Source organism: Dysgonomonas gadei ATCC BAA-286 (assembly GCF_000213555.1).
In the GTDB taxonomy this organism is placed as follows: domain Bacteria; phylum Bacteroidota; class Bacteroidia; order Bacteroidales; family Dysgonomonadaceae; genus Dysgonomonas; species Dysgonomonas gadei.
In genome coordinates, this window is record NZ_GL891979.1 from 701,943 (window position 1) to 718,786 (window position 16,844).

At 39.1% G+C, this 16,844-nt stretch carries 22 protein-coding genes; 15 read left to right on the forward strand and 7 right to left on the reverse strand.

What is annotated here, in order from left to right; translation table 11 throughout:
* Positions 1 to 403: 403 nt before the first annotated feature.
* On the reverse strand, positions 404 to 532 hold the full coding sequence (locus tag HMPREF9455_RS20925; protein ID WP_245532157.1) for a helix-turn-helix domain-containing protein: 129 nt from the start codon (positions 530 to 532) through the stop codon (positions 404 to 406).
* Between the two features lie 389 nt (positions 533 to 921).
* Between HMPREF9455_RS20925 and HMPREF9455_RS02555 the strand changes: the two genes are divergently transcribed.
* The 9 genes from HMPREF9455_RS02555 to HMPREF9455_RS02600 all read left to right on the forward strand — a co-directional run bounded on the left by HMPREF9455_RS02555 (position 922) and on the right by HMPREF9455_RS02600 (position 8,394).
* A complete protein-coding gene (locus tag HMPREF9455_RS02555; RefSeq protein ID WP_006798018.1) occupies positions 922 to 2,154 on the forward strand; it encodes a site-specific integrase in 1,233 nt (410 codons plus the stop codon).
* A gap of 213 nt (positions 2,155 to 2,367) precedes the next feature.
* Positions 2,368 to 2,856, forward strand: coding sequence for a flavodoxin (locus tag HMPREF9455_RS02560; RefSeq protein ID WP_006798019.1), 489 nt, complete (start codon positions 2,368 to 2,370; stop codon positions 2,854 to 2,856).
* Between the two features lie 127 nt (positions 2,857 to 2,983).
* Positions 2,984 to 3,856 carry an SDR family oxidoreductase gene (locus HMPREF9455_RS02565; RefSeq protein ID WP_006798020.1) on the forward strand — a complete coding sequence of 291 codons (873 nt, stop codon included), beginning with the start codon at positions 2,984 to 2,986 and terminating at the stop codon, positions 3,854 to 3,856.
* Positions 3,857 to 3,974: 118 nt separating this feature from the next.
* Positions 3,975 to 4,379, forward strand: a complete 405-nt coding sequence (locus tag HMPREF9455_RS02570) for a VOC family protein (protein WP_044215422.1) — start codon at positions 3,975 to 3,977, stop codon at positions 4,377 to 4,379.
* A complete protein-coding gene (locus tag HMPREF9455_RS02575) occupies positions 4,369 to 5,289 on the forward strand; it encodes a helix-turn-helix domain-containing protein (RefSeq protein ID WP_006798022.1) in 921 nt (306 codons plus the stop codon). Before HMPREF9455_RS02570 ends, HMPREF9455_RS02575 begins: the two co-directional genes overlap by 11 nt.
* A gap of 344 nt (positions 5,290 to 5,633) precedes the next feature.
* A complete protein-coding gene (locus HMPREF9455_RS02585; RefSeq protein WP_185095942.1) occupies positions 5,634 to 6,050 on the forward strand; it encodes an RteC domain-containing protein in 417 nt (138 codons plus the stop codon).
* A gap of 149 nt (positions 6,051 to 6,199) precedes the next feature.
* On the forward strand, positions 6,200 to 6,553 hold the full coding sequence (locus HMPREF9455_RS02590) for a helix-turn-helix domain-containing protein (protein ID WP_006798024.1): 354 nt from the start codon (positions 6,200 to 6,202) through the stop codon (positions 6,551 to 6,553).
* A 305-nt stretch (positions 6,554 to 6,858) separates the two neighbouring features.
* Entirely contained in the window at positions 6,859 to 7,446 is a 588-nt protein-coding gene (locus HMPREF9455_RS02595; RefSeq protein ID WP_006798025.1) for a BfmA/BtgA family mobilization protein, read from the forward strand.
* Between the two features lie 3 nt (positions 7,447 to 7,449).
* Positions 7,450 to 8,394, forward strand: coding sequence for a DUF5712 family protein (locus tag HMPREF9455_RS02600; protein WP_006798026.1), 945 nt, complete (start codon positions 7,450 to 7,452; stop codon positions 8,392 to 8,394).
* Here HMPREF9455_RS02600 and HMPREF9455_RS21290 read toward each other — a convergent pair.
* A complete protein-coding gene (locus HMPREF9455_RS21290) occupies positions 8,384 to 8,551 on the reverse strand; it encodes a hypothetical protein (protein WP_157256587.1) in 168 nt (55 codons plus the stop codon). The two genes, HMPREF9455_RS02600 and HMPREF9455_RS21290, sit on opposite strands and share 11 nt — an antisense overlap.
* A gap of 203 nt (positions 8,552 to 8,754) precedes the next feature.
* Between HMPREF9455_RS21290 and HMPREF9455_RS20580 the strand changes: the two genes are divergently transcribed.
* The 4 genes from HMPREF9455_RS20580 (at position 8,755) to HMPREF9455_RS02620 (ending at position 12,052) form a co-directional block, all read left to right on the forward strand.
* Positions 8,755 to 9,570 (forward strand): ABC-three component system protein, encoded by an 816-nt coding sequence (locus HMPREF9455_RS20580; protein ID WP_006798027.1) that lies wholly within the window; start codon positions 8,755 to 8,757, stop codon positions 9,568 to 9,570.
* Positions 9,567 to 9,797 carry an ABC-three component system middle component 6 gene (locus HMPREF9455_RS02610; protein ID WP_006798028.1) on the forward strand — a complete coding sequence of 77 codons (231 nt, stop codon included), beginning with the start codon at positions 9,567 to 9,569 and terminating at the stop codon, positions 9,795 to 9,797. The genes HMPREF9455_RS20580 and HMPREF9455_RS02610 overlap by 4 nt, the downstream gene beginning before the upstream one ends.
* The gene (locus tag HMPREF9455_RS02615; RefSeq protein ID WP_006798029.1) at positions 9,788 to 11,485 is read left to right on the forward strand and encodes a DUF2326 domain-containing protein; all 1,698 of its coding nucleotides are present in this window, start codon (positions 9,788 to 9,790) and stop codon (positions 11,483 to 11,485) included. The genes HMPREF9455_RS02610 and HMPREF9455_RS02615 overlap by 10 nt, the downstream gene beginning before the upstream one ends.
* Before the next feature lie 264 nt (positions 11,486 to 11,749).
* The gene (locus HMPREF9455_RS02620; RefSeq protein WP_006798030.1) at positions 11,750 to 12,052 is read left to right on the forward strand and encodes a hypothetical protein; all 303 of its coding nucleotides are present in this window, start codon (positions 11,750 to 11,752) and stop codon (positions 12,050 to 12,052) included.
* Positions 12,053 to 12,114: 62 nt separating this feature from the next.
* On the opposite strand, the gene HMPREF9455_RS21295 is transcribed toward HMPREF9455_RS02620, so the two are convergent.
* Positions 12,115 to 12,285 (reverse strand): hypothetical protein, encoded by a 171-nt coding sequence (locus HMPREF9455_RS21295; RefSeq protein ID WP_006798031.1) that lies wholly within the window; start codon positions 12,283 to 12,285, stop codon positions 12,115 to 12,117.
* Between the two features lie 1,124 nt (positions 12,286 to 13,409).
* Here HMPREF9455_RS21295 and HMPREF9455_RS02625 point away from each other — a divergent pair.
* Positions 13,410 to 14,192, forward strand: coding sequence for a HipA family kinase (locus tag HMPREF9455_RS02625; RefSeq protein WP_006798032.1), 783 nt, complete (start codon positions 13,410 to 13,412; stop codon positions 14,190 to 14,192).
* On the forward strand, positions 14,170 to 14,553 hold the full coding sequence (locus HMPREF9455_RS02630; RefSeq protein ID WP_006798033.1) for a DUF3037 domain-containing protein: 384 nt from the start codon (positions 14,170 to 14,172) through the stop codon (positions 14,551 to 14,553). The genes HMPREF9455_RS02625 and HMPREF9455_RS02630 overlap by 23 nt, the downstream gene beginning before the upstream one ends.
* 23 nt (positions 14,554 to 14,576) lie before the next feature.
* On the opposite strand, the gene HMPREF9455_RS02635 is transcribed toward HMPREF9455_RS02630, so the two are convergent.
* The 4 genes from HMPREF9455_RS02635 to HMPREF9455_RS02650 all read right to left on the reverse strand — a co-directional run bounded on the left by HMPREF9455_RS02635 (position 14,577) and on the right by HMPREF9455_RS02650 (position 16,825).
* A complete protein-coding gene (locus tag HMPREF9455_RS02635; protein WP_006798034.1) occupies positions 14,577 to 15,131 on the reverse strand; it encodes a sugar O-acetyltransferase in 555 nt (184 codons plus the stop codon).
* Positions 15,132 to 15,304: 173 nt separating this feature from the next.
* Positions 15,305 to 15,778: a VOC family protein gene (locus HMPREF9455_RS02640; RefSeq protein WP_006798035.1), complete on the reverse strand. Its 474-nt coding sequence runs from the start codon at positions 15,776 to 15,778 to the stop codon at positions 15,305 to 15,307.
* Positions 15,779 to 16,038: 260 nt separating this feature from the next.
* Positions 16,039 to 16,338 (reverse strand): hypothetical protein, encoded by a 300-nt coding sequence (locus tag HMPREF9455_RS02645; RefSeq protein WP_044215350.1) that lies wholly within the window; start codon positions 16,336 to 16,338, stop codon positions 16,039 to 16,041.
* Between the two features lie 58 nt (positions 16,339 to 16,396).
* On the reverse strand, positions 16,397 to 16,825 hold the full coding sequence (locus HMPREF9455_RS02650) for an SRPBCC domain-containing protein (protein ID WP_006798036.1): 429 nt from the start codon (positions 16,823 to 16,825) through the stop codon (positions 16,397 to 16,399).
* Positions 16,826 to 16,844: the final 19 nt, after the last annotated feature.

Here is a 16,844-nt window from a genome sequence, read left to right on the forward strand (position 1 = left end):
TCTCTCTCTCTCTCTCTCTCTCTCTCTCTCTCTCTCTCTCTCTCTCTCTCTCTCTCTCTCTCTCTAGCAAAATAAGGCTAACCTCCAAATTTTCAACAGAAAAAATGAGGTTCTTTTTTGCAAAAAAATCCATGAAAAGCAGTCTTAACCACATGTCGTATGTACTATTGTCTTTATTGTCTTTATTGTCTTTCTCTAAAAATTGCCATGTCCTTAATAGAACAGTCCAAAATTAACAATTATTTTTTATAAACAAAGTAAATCATTAAGATATTTTACTTTTAATATGGTTCGGCTCATTAGCGGGTATCGTATATAACGGTTTGTAATTTAAATATTTAATGATTTATATCTGATACCTAAGATATTTAAATGTTAAAGATTCACCTAGATAAACACAATTTTAAGAGCGGCTGTATTGTTTCGGTTTCATCCCCATATGTTCATTAAAAACTCTCGAAAAATGGCTTAGATTGGTGAATCCCAGTCGGTAACCGACATCAGATGCAGATAATTTTTCTTCTTTTAACAAACGGAAATATCTGATAAGTGGCGCAAACCATCAAAAATATTATTTTTCATTCCTTTCTAAAATATTCTTTCCCCTCACTCGTCTCCATTAATAGAGAGCTCTTTATTAAAAAACAGATTATAAAATAAAAGTCTAACAAAAAGGCAAGAATCAGCCAAACGAGGACAACCGATTGATAGTGTGCGGGAAAGTCCTTTGTTTGGCTTTTCTTTTGCGACAGCAAAAGCCACCAATAGACAAAGGTAAGACAAAGTTTAATTACCACATCATTACCTCGATGTAAAATGTAATTGGCGCATAAGTCTCTATTTGTCTGCTTTTTGCGTTACCCTGTGTAACCTCTTGTAGCTCAAAGTAAACTAATTTTGTAACATTTTAAAACTTTGAGTATGCGAAGCACTTTTAAAATCTTGTTCTATCTAAAGAAGAACAATCCTAAACCTGATGGAACAGTTCCGTTAATGGGAAGGATAACGATTGACAGAACTATCAGTCAATTCAGTTGTAAGATGAATGTTCCACCCTATCTATGGGATACCAAAGCAGGTAGGCTGACAGGCAAAAGCACGTTAGCTGTAAAAACCAACCTCACATTGGATAAAATCCGATTGGATATAAACCGCCGCTATCAGGAAATAATGCAAACAGACGGCTTTGTAACTGCTGACAAGGTGAAAAATGCCTATTTAGGGTTAGGCGTAAAGCAAGATACATTTCTTACCCTATTTGCGAAGCACAATCAAGAGTTTTCCCGAAAGGTAGGCTACAACAGAGCGCAAGGCACATATTCCAAGTACTGTATCCTCTATAAACACATCGAAAGCTATATCAAACAGGAATATAAACGAGATGATATATTCTTGAAGGAATTGAATCTCGCTTTTATCAACGGTTTTGAATACTATTTGCGAACTGAGAGAGAATGTTCGACCAATACGATATGGATGTACATGATAGGCGTTAAACATATAGTAGCTGTTGCCCGAAATTCGGGTCAGTTGGCTATCAATCCGTTTGCAGGATATCTGATAAGTCCCGAAGTAAAAGACAGGGGATTTCTTACGAAAGATGAACTAAATTCCCTTGTCAATGCTAAGATGAAGAATGCACAATACGAATTAGTAAGGGATTTGTTTGTGTTTTCATGTTTTTGCGGTCTCAGCTACTCGGATGTAAAGAACCTGACAAGAGATAATATACAAACCTCTTTCGACGGTCATTTGTGGATAATTACCCGCAGACAGAAAACGAACACAGATTCAAGCATCAGGCTATTAGAAGTTCCAAAACGCATAATTGAGAAATACAAAGGTTACACAAGAGATACCAGGGTTTTTCCTATGCCGGGCAACGGCACATGTAACAAAATTCTGAAAAAGATAGCCGAGCAATGCGGAATCAAAACCCGCCTGACCTACCATGTTGCTAGGCACACTTTCGGAACGCTTTTGACGATCTCACAAGGAGTTCCGATTGAAACTGTCAGTAGAATGATGGGGCATACCAATATTAAAACGACACAAATTTACGCCAAGATAACGAAAGAGAAAATCAGTCAGGATATGGAAATTCTCTCACATAAGCTGGAATCGTTTGAAAAGCAAATTGCGGAAGTACTGTAACAATGAGGTTGTTCATAAATGCACAGCCCTATTTTACAAAAGATTTATCAAGAAGATTTGGTAAAGTATAAAGTATTATAATCAAAGAAAATTCAGGGATAAACGATTGCATTATGCGTAATAATAGATTTGGATACGAGATGGGTAGATTTGGTTACATCGGTTGTTTTTGTCTTATCTACCTTTGTTTCGTAATTTAAAACAAAAATTATTATGAGTAAAATAGCAATCATCTATGCTACCAGTCGTGGAAAGACGGCGAAAGTAGCGGAACTAATTAAAGAGAAAGTGGGAAATGCCGACATTTTCAATATCAAAGAAAGTGGAAATGTAGATATCAAGCCTTACGATGTATTATTTTTAGGCAATTCATCAACAGGTCATGGAGATATACAACAATCTTGGCTTGATATTTTACCAACATTCTCACAGCAACATTTTGCAGGCAAAAAAGTAGCACTCTTTGATCTTGGCAATTCAGCCTACCATAAAGATACATTCTGTGCCGGCATGTCTCATCTATACAAAGCATTAAAAGACAAGGTCAATTTCGTTGGCCGAGTATCTGTTGACGGGTATGCGTTCGAAGCCTCTGATTCTGTTGTTGATGGCAAATTCGTTGGACTGGCTCTTGACGAAGATAATGAATCGGATAAGACAGATACACGCCTTACTTCGTGGATAAAATCACTTGCTTTGTAAGCATTTAAAGGTTATTCTTTTTCAAGACTGTTTAATAATAGATTTGGATACAAGATGAGTAGATTTGGCTAAATCTGTTACTTTTACCTTACCTACCTTTGTATTGTAAATCAAAATATAAAACGATATGAAAGTATTTTTAACAGGAGCATCCGGCTGGATTGGCTCCGCAATACTAAAAGAATTATTGGCAGCAAACCACGAAGTTATAGGTTTGACACGTTCCGATGAATCGGCTAAAGCCGTTACCGATGCGGGAGCCAAGGTGTTGAAAGGTACTATTGAAGACTTAGACATACTGAAGCAAGGTGTATCCGAAGCTGACGGGGTAATACACACAGCTTTCCTCAAAGGCGATTTTGCAAAAGCAAACGATGCCGATAGAGCAGCCATTGCCGCGATGGGCGAGGTGTTAATAGGAACAAACAAACCGATAGTAGTAGCCACCGGTATGTTGGGGACATCCAAAACCAACGGATTTGTAACAGAAGACAATGCCCTGCCCGAGTTTCCCCGTTCTTCCGAAGTAGTAGCACTGGCTTTGGCGGAAAAAGGCATAAATGCCTCTGTTGTTCGTCTATCCCCCTCTGTACACGGTAAAGGAGATCGGAATTTTGTTCCTTTTATCATCAGTCAAGCTATTAAAAATAGAGTATCTGCCTATGTAGGAGATGGCAGTAACCGTTGGCCGGCTGTACACAGATTAGATGCCGCTTGTTTGTTTCGCTTGGCATTGGAAAAAGGAGCTAGGGGACAGCGGTATAATGCTGTTGCCGATCAAGGTGTCGCAATCAAGGAAATTGCTGAATTGATAGCAGATAAATTGGATCTGCCTCTCAAACCACTATTGATGGAAGAAGAAGTTACAGCGCATTTCGAGTGGCTCAGCTGGTTTGTAGGATTTGATTCTCCATCCACAAGCTATAAAACACAGGAAATACTGGGATGGGAACCTACTCAGATCGGATTATTAGAGGATATGAGAGAAAACTATTTTTGAGATGAACAGAAAAAATGTATATTTCATAACTATAATATTATTTATCGCAGCACAGGCTGTTAGTGGTCAGTCGAATAAGGCAAATGATATAACATTAATCAATAAAAATATAACAAATATGAATCTACTTTCAACAAGAATTATTACAGACGATGTGCAACGCCTCGTTGATTTTTACGGACATATTACCGGTTTACCCGCGATACAATTTACACCCGATTTCGCAGAATTTAAGACCGAAGCGGCAGCCTTGGCAATAGGAGGAACAAGTACCATGCAATTTTGGGGCGATGATGTGGCCGAAGCAGCTAAAAATCGCACGGTAATATTAGAATTCAGAGTGGCAGATGTGGATGAAACATACAATAAATTGGAAGATTTTCTTGCTCCTTACCTTGTTCAAGAGCCCACAACAATGCCTTGGGGAAACAGATCACTGTTGTTTCGCGATCCTGATGGTAATTTGGTTAATTTTTTCGCACCTGTAACACCTGAAGCAATCAAGAGATTTGATGGAAAATAAAGGCATTAGAAGGATTAAAACGATCAGCGAATTTCATCGGTTGAATAATCTGCCTGCTCCGGAACATCCGCTTTTCAGCATCGTTGATTATGGGATGGTAATACGTCCCGAGGATATTGCTGAAATGAGTTTTGTATTTGATTTTTACCAGATCGCTATAAAAAGAGGTGTGAACGCGAAAATCAAGTATGGTCAGCAGGAATATGATTTCGATGAAGGCATTATGTCTTTTATTTCTCACAATCAGATTCTAAGAATAGAACCCGACTCGAATCCAACAGATAGACAGTCGGGCTATCTGATTCAGATACATCCATGCTTTTTGAGGAATACATCCTTAGGCAAGAACTTTAAGAATTATGAGTTTTTTCAATACTCTGTAAATGAGGCCCTTTTCCTTTCTGAGAAAGAAGAAAATATTATCAACAACATCATTCAGAACATCCAACAAGAATATCATTCGAATATTGATAAATTCAGCCAATGCATTGTTATTTCACAGTTAGAGACCTTGCTCAATTACGCCGACCGCTTTTATCAACGTCAATTCATTACACGTAAAATAACAAATCATCAGATTCTCGATCAGCTGGAAAAAATACTCTCTGACTACTTTAAAAGTAATAAACCCTTGGAGAATGGACTTCCTACTGTTCAGTATGTTGCCGACACGCTCCATCTTTCGGCAAGTTATTTAAGCGGCTTACTCAAATCCCTGACGGGACAAAGTACGCAACAACATATCCAGAATAAACTAATTGAGCTTGCAAAAGAAAAGCTGACAACAACTGATCTTTCTATTAGTGAGATTGCTTATGAGTTAGGCTTTGAATATTCTCAATCATTCAGTAAACTATTCAAAAGTAAGACGAACAAAAGTCCACAGGAATTCAGGCAATCGTTTAATTAAAGTTACAGAGCCTTTTATTGATTCGAAAAAAGAAGAACATACTAATTGATAATCATACAAGTATTTAGCATAAAATAGACTTCGGTCTGATTATTAATATTCACATTTAAATTTTATGCTTATGAATGATTTAATTAAAACAGAGTTTTTCGTTATGTTAAACGAGGACTTACAGAAGATTACAAACGAACAAATGCAATGTACCTATGGAAAGCTTATTACGCATATAGACACCATCAGTCAAGTCGAAAATGACCTTACAGGCATTATTAGAAAGCTGAATGTTACTCGTATTGAGTTAGTATCCCTTTTGAAACAATTTCAAGACGAGCAGGGGGAAAAATGTGCTAGAACTTCGCTACCTAAACAAAGCGATAACTTACATCGATTCCGAATTATCCCTTATTCGTTTAAGAATTGAGCATCCCGAGCAGTTCTGCCAATCTGAACAACAAGCATTCCAATCCGACCTTTATATTCTCCCTAAGTCGAAAGACTTGGGGATTGTTGCATTAGCAGAGATTGTAATAGCTCTTTTCTTCTCAAAGAAAGTATTTCAGCGAAACGGAAAGCCCGCACATCTAAACCAAATTGCAGATGCTTTCCAAAAGATGTTCAATTGTAGTTTTGGCAGCATCTATGACCAACAGGAAAGGGTATTTGACCGTAAACCGTTCAACCGAACGAAAGCCCTTGACTTTCTGCGAAATCTCATAATCCGAAAGGATAAAGAGAGTAGAAATAGACAAAATGAAAAATAATCGTTTTGCAACAAGCTAAATAAAAGGTTGTTATAAAAAACTTTTGGGGGAGTAGTTAACTACTCCTCTATTTTTGTTGCGTTGTTCTACCGTCCTTTGCTTCATCAATGCATTGAGAAAAACAGTATTAATCTCAAAAATGAGGCAAAATGTATATCAATAACGAAGATTTTGAAAAGTGGATGGAAAAACTATCCAAAAAATTGAATGAAATAGGTCAGGACTTGAAATCCCTGATTAACACATCCGACGTATTTGAAGAAGATGAAAAAATTCTGGATAACCAAGATTTAGCCTTCCTTCTCAAAGTGTCCTATCGAACACTCCAAAGATATCGCACAAGTGGCAGACTCCTTTATTTTACAATAGGTCATAAAACCTACTACCGAGTAAACGATGTTCGGAATTTCGTTCGTGAACATATGGATTTCGGGACGTATAAGGAGTTCGAAAAGAAACACCCGAAGAAAGGTGGGGATAAAAAGCCGAATGATGATGAATGATTCTGCTTTTCTTAGCTTTAAGCAGAATGAAGAAAATTAATGAAGGCTGTATTTAGTCCACCGCCTTGTATTAACGCTCCGCATTTCTCAAAAACAACTTCGCCTCGTGGCTCTGTTTGTTTTGCGAAATTAAGCAAGAGGGAACTGGACTTTGTCCTGTTCTTCCTCTTGCCCTGCGGGGCAAAGCCTTCGGCTTTAGCGTGTTATCAAAACACGCTGTAATTAGTCTAATAATTACCCTTTTACTATTATGGCTAATTATCAGCCGTTTATCTATATGTTTTCCAATTAAAAACTAATTAGTCATGCAAAATAAAGGTCAGAAAATAATATTCACTACCATTTCCATAGATACGGAAACGGCAAGTTTAGTCGGGAAGATATGTAAACGCTATTCGCTGAAAAAGAGTGAAATTGTGAAACTGGCTTTTCAGTATTTGGATAAGGCACACATCAACCCTGTCGATGCTCCCGAATCGGTAAAATCGGAACTGTCCAAGATTAACAAACGGCAGGATGATATTATCCGTTTCATTCGGAGCTATGAAGAAGATAAGCTCAACCCGATGATACGGACAAGCCATTCTATTGCCATCCGCTTCGATACGGCTGTCAAAACTCTATCCGAGAATGTAGATTTAGAGATAAAGAACTCAAAAGAGAATCTTATCAACGTACTGAAAAAGTTGGATGAACAGTTTGGCAAAGTCGTACAAGTAGTAAACAACCAAGCCAAGCAGATTAACGACCTATCCCAAGTACAGCAGAGAGATAACAAAAAACTATTGCAACTGATTTCCCTTTATTCGGAGCTATCAGCCTGCGGAGTAATGGACGGAAAGCGAAAAGAGAATCTAAAGACTGAAATTATCAACCTGATAAACGAAAGGTAATCCATGAATATAGATTTTCCGCCACCATCCAAAGGCACGTACAACAACGCTGGTAGCAGTCGAAGACTTACTTCATACATGGAGCATGAAGATATGGAGCGCATGGAACAGGGAATTTATACGGAGGGATTTTTCAACCTGGCAGAAGATAATATCTACAAATCACAAGTTATAAAAGATATAGATAGCAATGTCGGTCAGCTACTGAAAACGGATGCCAAGTTTTACGCTATCCACGTAAGCCCATCGGAAAAGGAGCTTCGGGCAATGGGCAATACAGAGCAGGAACAAGCCGAAGCCATGAAGCGGTATATCCGTGAGGTAGTCATTCCCGAATATGCCAAGAACTTCAACAAAGGTCTATCGGCAGAAGATATTAAGTTTTTTGGGAAGATACATTTCAGTCGTGACAGGTCTAACAATGAACTGAATATGCATTGCCATTTGATTGTAAGCCGAAAAGACCAATCCTATAAAAAGAAACTATCTCCGCTTACCAACCACAAGAACACCAAGAAAGGAACAGTTAAGGGAGGTTTCGATAGAAAGAACCTGTTCCAACAGGCAGAGCAGGGATTTGATAAGCTATTCGGCTACAATAGACAGCTAACCGAATCTTTTGAATACTACAATACCATTAAGAACGGCAGTATCTCCGACCAACTCAAAATACAGAAACGGCAGATTACCAGTGAAAAAGGAAAGATGGATACAGTGCAGATGGGCTTATATGCAGATAAACAGAACGAAGTGCTTGAAAACAAATTTGCAAATAAGCAAGAAAGCAATATTTCAGACAATCCTGAAAAGAAGCAAAATTTCAATCTGCCCGACTTGGGGTTATCCTCCGCATTAGGCTTGTTTACCCCTGAACCCAACAATAAAGAGGACGAACAGCCCCCGATGAAAAGAAAAAAGAAGAAGCCTAAACGAGGGTTCAAGCGGTAGTGCGGTTGTTACCGAAGTTATTTCCTGCACCTATGTCGGTTATTTCCCGCTCATGCTTCCCAGCCCGTTTGAAGGGCGGAAGCTCACGGGAATAACCAACGGCGCAAGAATAACTTCTACCGCTGTGAGGTTGGCAAACAAAGCTACTTACAGCCATTTGCTACCATTGATTACACAATTTCCGAATAACCTGATTATTCTGCTTTCCTTTGCTGCGAACCAATGAAGATAGTAGTTATACATCAGGCTAATATGCAATTAATTAATGCTTTGTATTTCACATTTCTTTAACGAAATTGGCTATATATGGAACGATTTTTCTACCTTTGCAAACAAATGATATTTTAGATATTCCAAGTTATGGGTAGTGAAGCAAGGAATTACACTCTTCCAACCTTAAAAAGGTTATATGGATTGTCAGGGAATCAATGTGCTGCCCCTGATTGTGACAGGGTATTAATTGCCCGCGACGGAATATCTATTACAAGTAAAATCTGCCATATTGAGGCTGCAAGTGGAGATGGTCCTCGATATAATGCATTAATGACAGATAAAGAACGGGCTCATTTTGATAATTTGATTTTATTATGTGATGAATGCCATACCATTATTGACAATAAAGAAAATGAAGGCAAGTATCCTGTATCTTTATTAAAAGAATGGAAAAGGAACCATGAAAGTAAATTTCTTCATGAACAACTTAGAAACCCATCATTGTTAATGCAAGCAATCAATGCGATTGCAGATGCAAATTTTGAAAATGATGCAGTTAATGATGAAAGTTTGCAGACATTTGGCATTACTGATAAAATCAGTTATAACAATATCAAAAGGAATAAATGCTTAATTGAAGAATACGGTGGATATTATGGAAAAATTAATTCCCTTTATGGTGAATTGGAATCTCAAGGTAGTTTTAAGAAAGAAAAATTGTTACGTAATATTCGTGCCGCATATTTGAAAACGAAAGGTAAATATACTCAAGGGGCTTTAGACCCAATGCCAATAATTCAAGAAAAAGCAGACGATATTATTGAGGATATTGAAAATGAGTTTCTATCTTTAGTCGCTGATACGAACAAATATCAGGAAGATATTTCGTTCGGCATCTCTGTTGTGTTAGTTGATGCTTTTATGCGTTGTAAAATTTTAGAAGAACCGCCAAAAGTAAAATGATACTGGGAAAAGATATACATCCGCAAAGAAAGATTTACTATCTTGGAGCCATTGTTATTGAGATTCTAAAATCAACAAATAGCAAAGGAGATGATTTCTTTTCGTTGTACGAGCAGTTGAGTAAGAAAGAAAAGATTTCAATGAATTTGTTTGCTTTGACATTAGATTGGTTATTTGTTTTGGGACTTGTTGAAAATAAAAAAGGATTAATACAAAAATGTTTTTAAAGTCACTGAAAATAGAGAATGGAAGTACCGTTGTGAGAGATATTCTTTTTCACAAAGGGATTAATCTTATTATTGACGAGACTAAAACATCCGATAAAAAAGAATCAGGAAATAATGTTGGTAAAACCACAGTAATAAGGCTAATTGATTACTGTTTGGGAGGAAAAGGTGAAAATATCTATAAGGATACTGAATTTGTTCAAAACACAAATACGGAAGTTGAAACTTTCTTAAAGCAAAATAATATAATTATTACATTGTCATTAGTTGATGATTTGGATAATCCTTTGACTGAAATTTGTATAAGAAGGAACTTCCTCTCTCGTAATGATAAAATTACTGAAATAAATGGTGAATCTTACAAAGGTAAAGATGCCTTAACGAAAGAACTTAAAAAACGTATTTTTAACTCGGAGGAAGATAAACCCACTTTCAGGCAAATTATCTCTAAAAATATTAGAGATGAAAAGAACAGACTACAAAATACGCTAAAGGTATTGCATGCTACTACAACGAAAGATGAGTATGAGCCGTTGTTTCTATTTTGGTTAGGAATAGAACTAAACTCCAATACATATAAAGACAAACTGAATAGAGATAGAAAAACGGAAGAAAACCTACAAGCTCGGTTAAGAAAGGAAAGTACTCTGTCAATGATAGAGCAATCACTTTTGGTAATCGAAAGAAGTATTCAGGAATTAACAACGAAAAAGGAGACTTTTAATATTAACCCATCATTTGAAAGAGAGTTGTCAGAATTGAATCAAGTAAAATTTGATTTAAACAGATACTCTACCGAACTGAGCCGTTTTGAAATGCGGAAAGAGTTGATCGTTGAAAGTAAGAACGAGTTGGAGAGTGAAAAATCCAATGTTAATGTAGTTCAAATCCTTAATCTCTACAATGAGGCAAAAGCATTAATCCCAAATCTTCAAAAATCATTTGAAGACACATTACAGTTTCACAATCAGATGATTGACGAGAAGTTGAGATATATTGTACGTGAATTGCCAGACTTAGACAAAAATATTGCAGCTATAAAACGGGAAATTAACCAGTTATTGGCTAAGGAGAAAAATCTTACGATTCATTTGAAAAAAAATGGAGCAGCAGATGACTTACAGAAGATAATCACAGAATTAAATTCGGAATTTGAGAAAAAAGGAAAAAATGAAGAATTGAAAAGGCTTTGGGAACAATCAATAAAGAGTATTGCAGAAATTGATCAAAAACTTAGCCAAATCAATGAAAACCTTAATTCAAAGGATGAGTTAATACAACAACGAGTTGCAAAATTCAATGAGTATTTTTCAAATGTTACCTATAAACTTTATGGAGAACGGGAAATCTTAAGTGCAGACCCAACAGATAAAGGCTATGAATTTAAGATAACACCTGTAGCGGGAAACCCTGGAACAGGAAAGAAGAAAGGTCAAATAGCAGCATTTGACCTCGCCTACATACAATTTGCCGATAATATGAATATTAGATGCTTGCACTTTATTCTTAACGACCAGATTGAAAACATTCACGATAATCAAATTGAGAATTTACTTACTGAAATAGTTCTTGAAACAAATTGCCAGTACATATTACCAGTACTTCGAGACAAACTTCCTGATGATATTGAGGTAGCGCAATATGAAGTCTTAACTCTTTCCCAATATGACAAGTTGTTTAAGATTTAAACAATTCAAAATCAGATGTTAACTTATTTCTTTTTCCCATAAAGGACATGTTTAACGGATAAAAAAATAAGAATATCTGCTGTGGATTTTGGAAAAATTGCGTATATTTGCGGTTGAGTTATTTGAGGAAATGCAGCGCAAAACGCAGAAATTAGCACGGTTGCCAAATCGTTACCTCGCCCGCTGAAAAATTCCCCTTACAGCCTTTTGTTCAAAAGGTTATCTCCCAAAGATAATTTTATAAAATAAAAAACAAATAAAATTATGATGACAAGAGGTTTTGGAATGGGATTCTTCGGAAGAAACCCTTTCGACAACGAATCAAGAAAAAAGTTTAAAGAAGAATGGTCTAAAATGACCGATAGTGAAAAACTTGAGTTTATGAACAAACGTATGGAGTGCCTCGACAAGCATGAAGACCACTTTTCGGTGGAGGCGATAGATGCCCGCTGCGAAAAATGGATGAGCATGTCGGCTGAAGAAAAACAGGTATTCGTTGACGAAAAGAAAAAAGCGTTCGAAAGCAGGATGCATGGAATGCACGGAGGCTTTGGTTTCGGACATTAAAAGAAGAAGCAACAAAAAAGCCTGACTAAATGCTTAGTCAGGCTTTCGTTAGTTATATATAATCAAGCTGTGAGGCTTCTGTGTTCTCTGTGCAATGCCTGCAACTCACTGGACATCACCTCCAGTTCTTCCAGCAATATATCCATATCTTCGCGGGAGATATTGCGGTACGAATCTTCAAATCGCTTTCTTGCCATATGAATTTCATTAATCAGTTCTTCGTGGCGGTTCATGGTGGTATTTTTTAAGTGTTGTTAATTTAGTTTTTATAGCTGAAATAAACAATATTTCCTCATATTGCTATGCAAAGATAGCAATTATTGCAATCTGTACATTGCAATATAGTGATTTTTTGAATATGTTTTTTAGCATGTTTTTCGCAATTATTTGATATATAGCCGTTTATTGTTTCTGGATAATTAAAAAGTTTTATTTCAGATAATTCACCATTTTAGGTTATGCGATAGGATAGGGGAGCTTATCTGCCGAGCCATTAAATGTTTGCCACAGAATACAATATTCACTATAAATAAAATCATCCGCTGATATTAAGTTATGTAAAGTATTTATAGATGCCAATCAGTAGTTGAATTTAATGTTTGATTTTTTCTAACGCGCCTGCCGGCTTGTTCTCCTAACTTTTTCTTGATAAAAAGTTACAAAAATCAAGGCCTCGTCCCACAGGTGGGGCCGGAGTCGCGATGCGAAGACAAGACAGAGGCTTTTCAGGCTTTAGCTCCATGTGCGTCAGCCCCCGTGCATTAGTCACGCAGGCGGGGCACCCACACGGTGAAGACGGCGTAAAAAGGAATGGGGCGATAGCCCGTTCGTTCCTTTTAGCCGGCAAGCCGGTTGTGGGTCGCCGAGGGACGGAGCACTAGCCTTTTGCCTTCTTTTGGGCAATGCCAAAAGAAGGGACAGGCCCGGGAGGGCGCGGCAGAAATGAACTGAAGATAAAAGCTATTACAAAGAATAATTATATAGATAAATCGAACATTAAATTCAACTACTGATTCGCATTATTGATACATTTTAGTATGTAGGGGCGAATAAATATTCGCCTGTTGATTGTTGCGGGCGAATGTTTATTCGCCCCTACATCAGTCATAGAAAATATATCATTAATTGTTATCATTTACTTATATCTTCCTTTTCCCGGTACTTTTTACTTTGATCGCTTTACCTGAAACCAAATCCTTTCCTCCTTGCAGAAAGAGGTCGCCGCACGTCACTAAACCGGCGCTGTATATATGAGATAACCTATTCTTTTCTATCTTTACAACAAAAAACAAACAAGGCTTCAGTTTTTGGGATTAATATAATCAATTAACAGGGGCTATTAATTGCTGAATAAAAGATGGAACTCCGGACAGTAAACGTCACACGATATATCACCCCCTTGCGTGAAGGTGGTTCATTGCCCGCTTTGGCCGAGGCCGATGATGGATTCAAGTATGTAGTCAAATTCCGCGGCTCGGGCCATGGCACAAAGATGCTTGTGAGTGAACTCATAGGCGGACTGGTTGCACAGGCTCTCGGGTTCCGTGTGCCTGAGATGGTATTTATCTATCTCGACGAGGCTTTTGGCCGCAGCGAGGGCGATGAAGAAATACAAGACCTGCTGAAGGGCAGCCAGGGGCTGAATATGGGATTGCACTTCCTTTCCGGAGCATTGACATTCGACCCGGTAGTAACACGCATAGACGACATTACCGCATCGCAGATACTATGGATGGATGCCTTACTTACCAATGTAGACCGCACCGCCCGCAATACCAATATGCTGATGTGGCATAAGGAGCTGTGGCTGATAGACCACGGTGCATCGCTCTACTTTCATCATTCGTGGACAGGATGGGAAAAATATGCACTGAGCCCTTTCCCTCAGGCCAAAGACCATGTATTGTTACCCTATGCCAGCCGTCTTGACGAAGCAGATGCAGCGTTTAAGAAAGTACTTACACCGGAGAAGGTGGCCGAAATAGTAAGCGTATTGCCCGATGATTGGCTGCACTGGGGAGGAAGTGACGAGTCGCCACGGGATATACGGCAGGTGTATAACGATTTCCTGAATGAGAGAATAAAGAATTCAGCAATATTTATAAAAGAAGCACAGCATGCAAGGGAAGCACTTATATGAATACGCCGTCATCCGTGTTGTACCTAGGGTGGAGCGCGAAGAATTTATAAATGTGGGCATTATTATGTACAGCAAGCGGGAGAAATTCCTGAAAGCCCGCTATTATGTAGATGAAAACAAACTTCGCCTGTTCACATCGGAACTGGATACGGACTCGATACAGGAGAACCTGAAGGCATTTGACAAAATATGCGCTGCCGCCGGGGACGGAGGCTATGTGGCTTCGCTGGATATAACAGAGCGCTACCGCTGGCTGACGGCCGTGCGGAGTACATCTATACAGACATCGCGCTCCAACAGGGGCTTTTCGGATGATTTGGACAAGACGTTCGAAAAGTTGTTTACAGAGTTGGTGATGTAGCAGCCAGCGTTCTCAAGCAGCGTCTAAATCTCCCGTATCACCCTGCACGGATTGCCTACGGCCAGTACATTGGACGGAATATCTTTCGATACTATGCTTCCCGCGCCTATCACCGTGTTGTCGCCGATAGTAACTCCGGGCAGGATATGCACGCCCGCACCTATCCATACATTATCGCCGATGGTAACAGGATAAGCATATTCAAGCCCGCTGATGCGCTGCTCCACATCGAAGGGATGTCCGGCTGTATAGATACCTACGCCGGGGGCTATGAATACATTGCTGCCGATGGTGACCTTTGCCCCGTCGAGGACTACCAAATTCATGTTCGCAAAGAAGTTTTCACCTATCTTGATATTGTAGCCGTAATCGCAAAAGAAAGGAGGTTCGAATATGAAGTTCTCGCCTGTTTTGCCGAGAAGGCTTTTCAGCATTTGCTTTTTTTCGGTTTGCATGCCCGGGCGCAAGAGGTTGTAGTCGTAAAGTATTTCTTTAGCTTTTTCTCTTGCCTGTAAAAGATCTTTATCGTTGTTGGCATCGTAAAGAAGGCCTGCGGCTGCTTTTTCTTTTTCTGTCATAAGTGTCGGTTATAGTTACAAATCCAAATATAAGGCATATTTACTAAAGTAATCTCCTGTTTTAGGCATTTTCTCCTTATTTAAGGAATCCTGCAACTTCTGAAGTGTTAAATAGTAAAAGTGCGGACAACCACCGTTATCCGCACTTTATTTATATATAAACTCCATACCGATCAGGCGTTTATCAGCTTCTCGATATCGAATTTTCTCATTTGCATAAATGCATCCGTTACCCGTCCTGCTCTTAGCGGGTCTTTCATCAGGTCGGTGAGAATAGCGGGAACTATCTGCCACGAAAGGCCATATTTGTCTTTCAGCCAGCCACAGTAGCTTTCTTCACCGCCATCGGCAATAAGGGTGTCCCAGTAATAGTTTATTTCTTCCTGTGTATCGCAATATACCTGAAACGAGACCGACTCGCTGAAGCGGAACTCAGGCCCGCCATTGAGAGCTGTGAACGCCTGTCCGTTGATTTCAAATTCTACGGTAAGCGCTGTACCTTCGGGCTGGTTGTGTATCTCAAATCCTTCCTTGCCGTAGTAAGTAATGTCGTTTATCTTCGAATTACTGAATACGGATACATAAAAACGCGCGGCTTCTTCGGCTTTGCCATCGAACCACAGACAGGGGATTATCTGATATTTCATGATTGTTGTTTTTTTTGTATGGCTACCGATTTGTTTGATTAATGTTCTATTATTTTCTACATTTTTTCTACGCGCAATCAAAGATTGCTTGTGTTCCTTTTGTCCAAAGCCGCAAAAGGAACCAAAAACGCTTTAGCGCCCGCTTCAAAGGCCGACCCGTAGGACAAAAAGACGAAACGAAAAAACTCGCTCTGAATAGAGCATAATACGAATCGGTCGATAAGCTCAAACACGTTTTCGTTTTTTTTCGCCTTTTAATCCTACGGGTACCCCGTCCATGAAGCATACGGCGCAGGCTGACGCACGATAAGGCTAGCTGCATTAAAATCAGGGGCTTTGCCCTCACTGTGGCGTCCGCCCCCGCGCATTAGTGACGCAGGCGGGGCACCCAATCCGTAAAGCGGAGGTGTAGGGCAAAATAGGGTAGTTGCTATACTCGACTGATAATTCAGATAAAGATGATCCCGTACTATTTTGCTCCGCCGAAGCTGCGGTTTTGGGTCGCCGAGGAATGGAGCGCTAGCCTTTTGGTTCGTTTTGGGCAATGCCAAAATGAACATTCAGAGAAAATAATAGAACTTTTCAATTAAATTATATGCTGCGCCCTTGCATAACAATTTATTTCTCGTTCAATTCCACATAATATTTGAACCTGTCGAGGATGGCCTGCCACCCGGCACGTTGCATATCTGCCGGATTCAGGGTTTCGGTGTCGAATGTCTCTGTGATCAGGGTATTATTATCCACATTGGTGAATAATATCTTTACCCTGCGTCCGTCGGCCATTGTATATATTATCTTTTCGTTTGGCACGATCTCATCGTACCGTCCTTCAAAGTCGAAACCTGCGCTGCGGTCTTTGGCTTCCATACGCCACCTGAACCACCCGCCCTGCTGAAGATCGTTGACGGCGGTAGGTGTATGCCAGTCGTCAGACGCACAGTTCCAGTTGACTATGTGTTCAGGGTCTGTCCAGTATTCCCACACGATATGGGGCGACAGGTTGACCTGAACTTTTACGGTGATTTCTTTCTTTTCGTGTTCCATCCTGTTGTTTTTTGAGGGG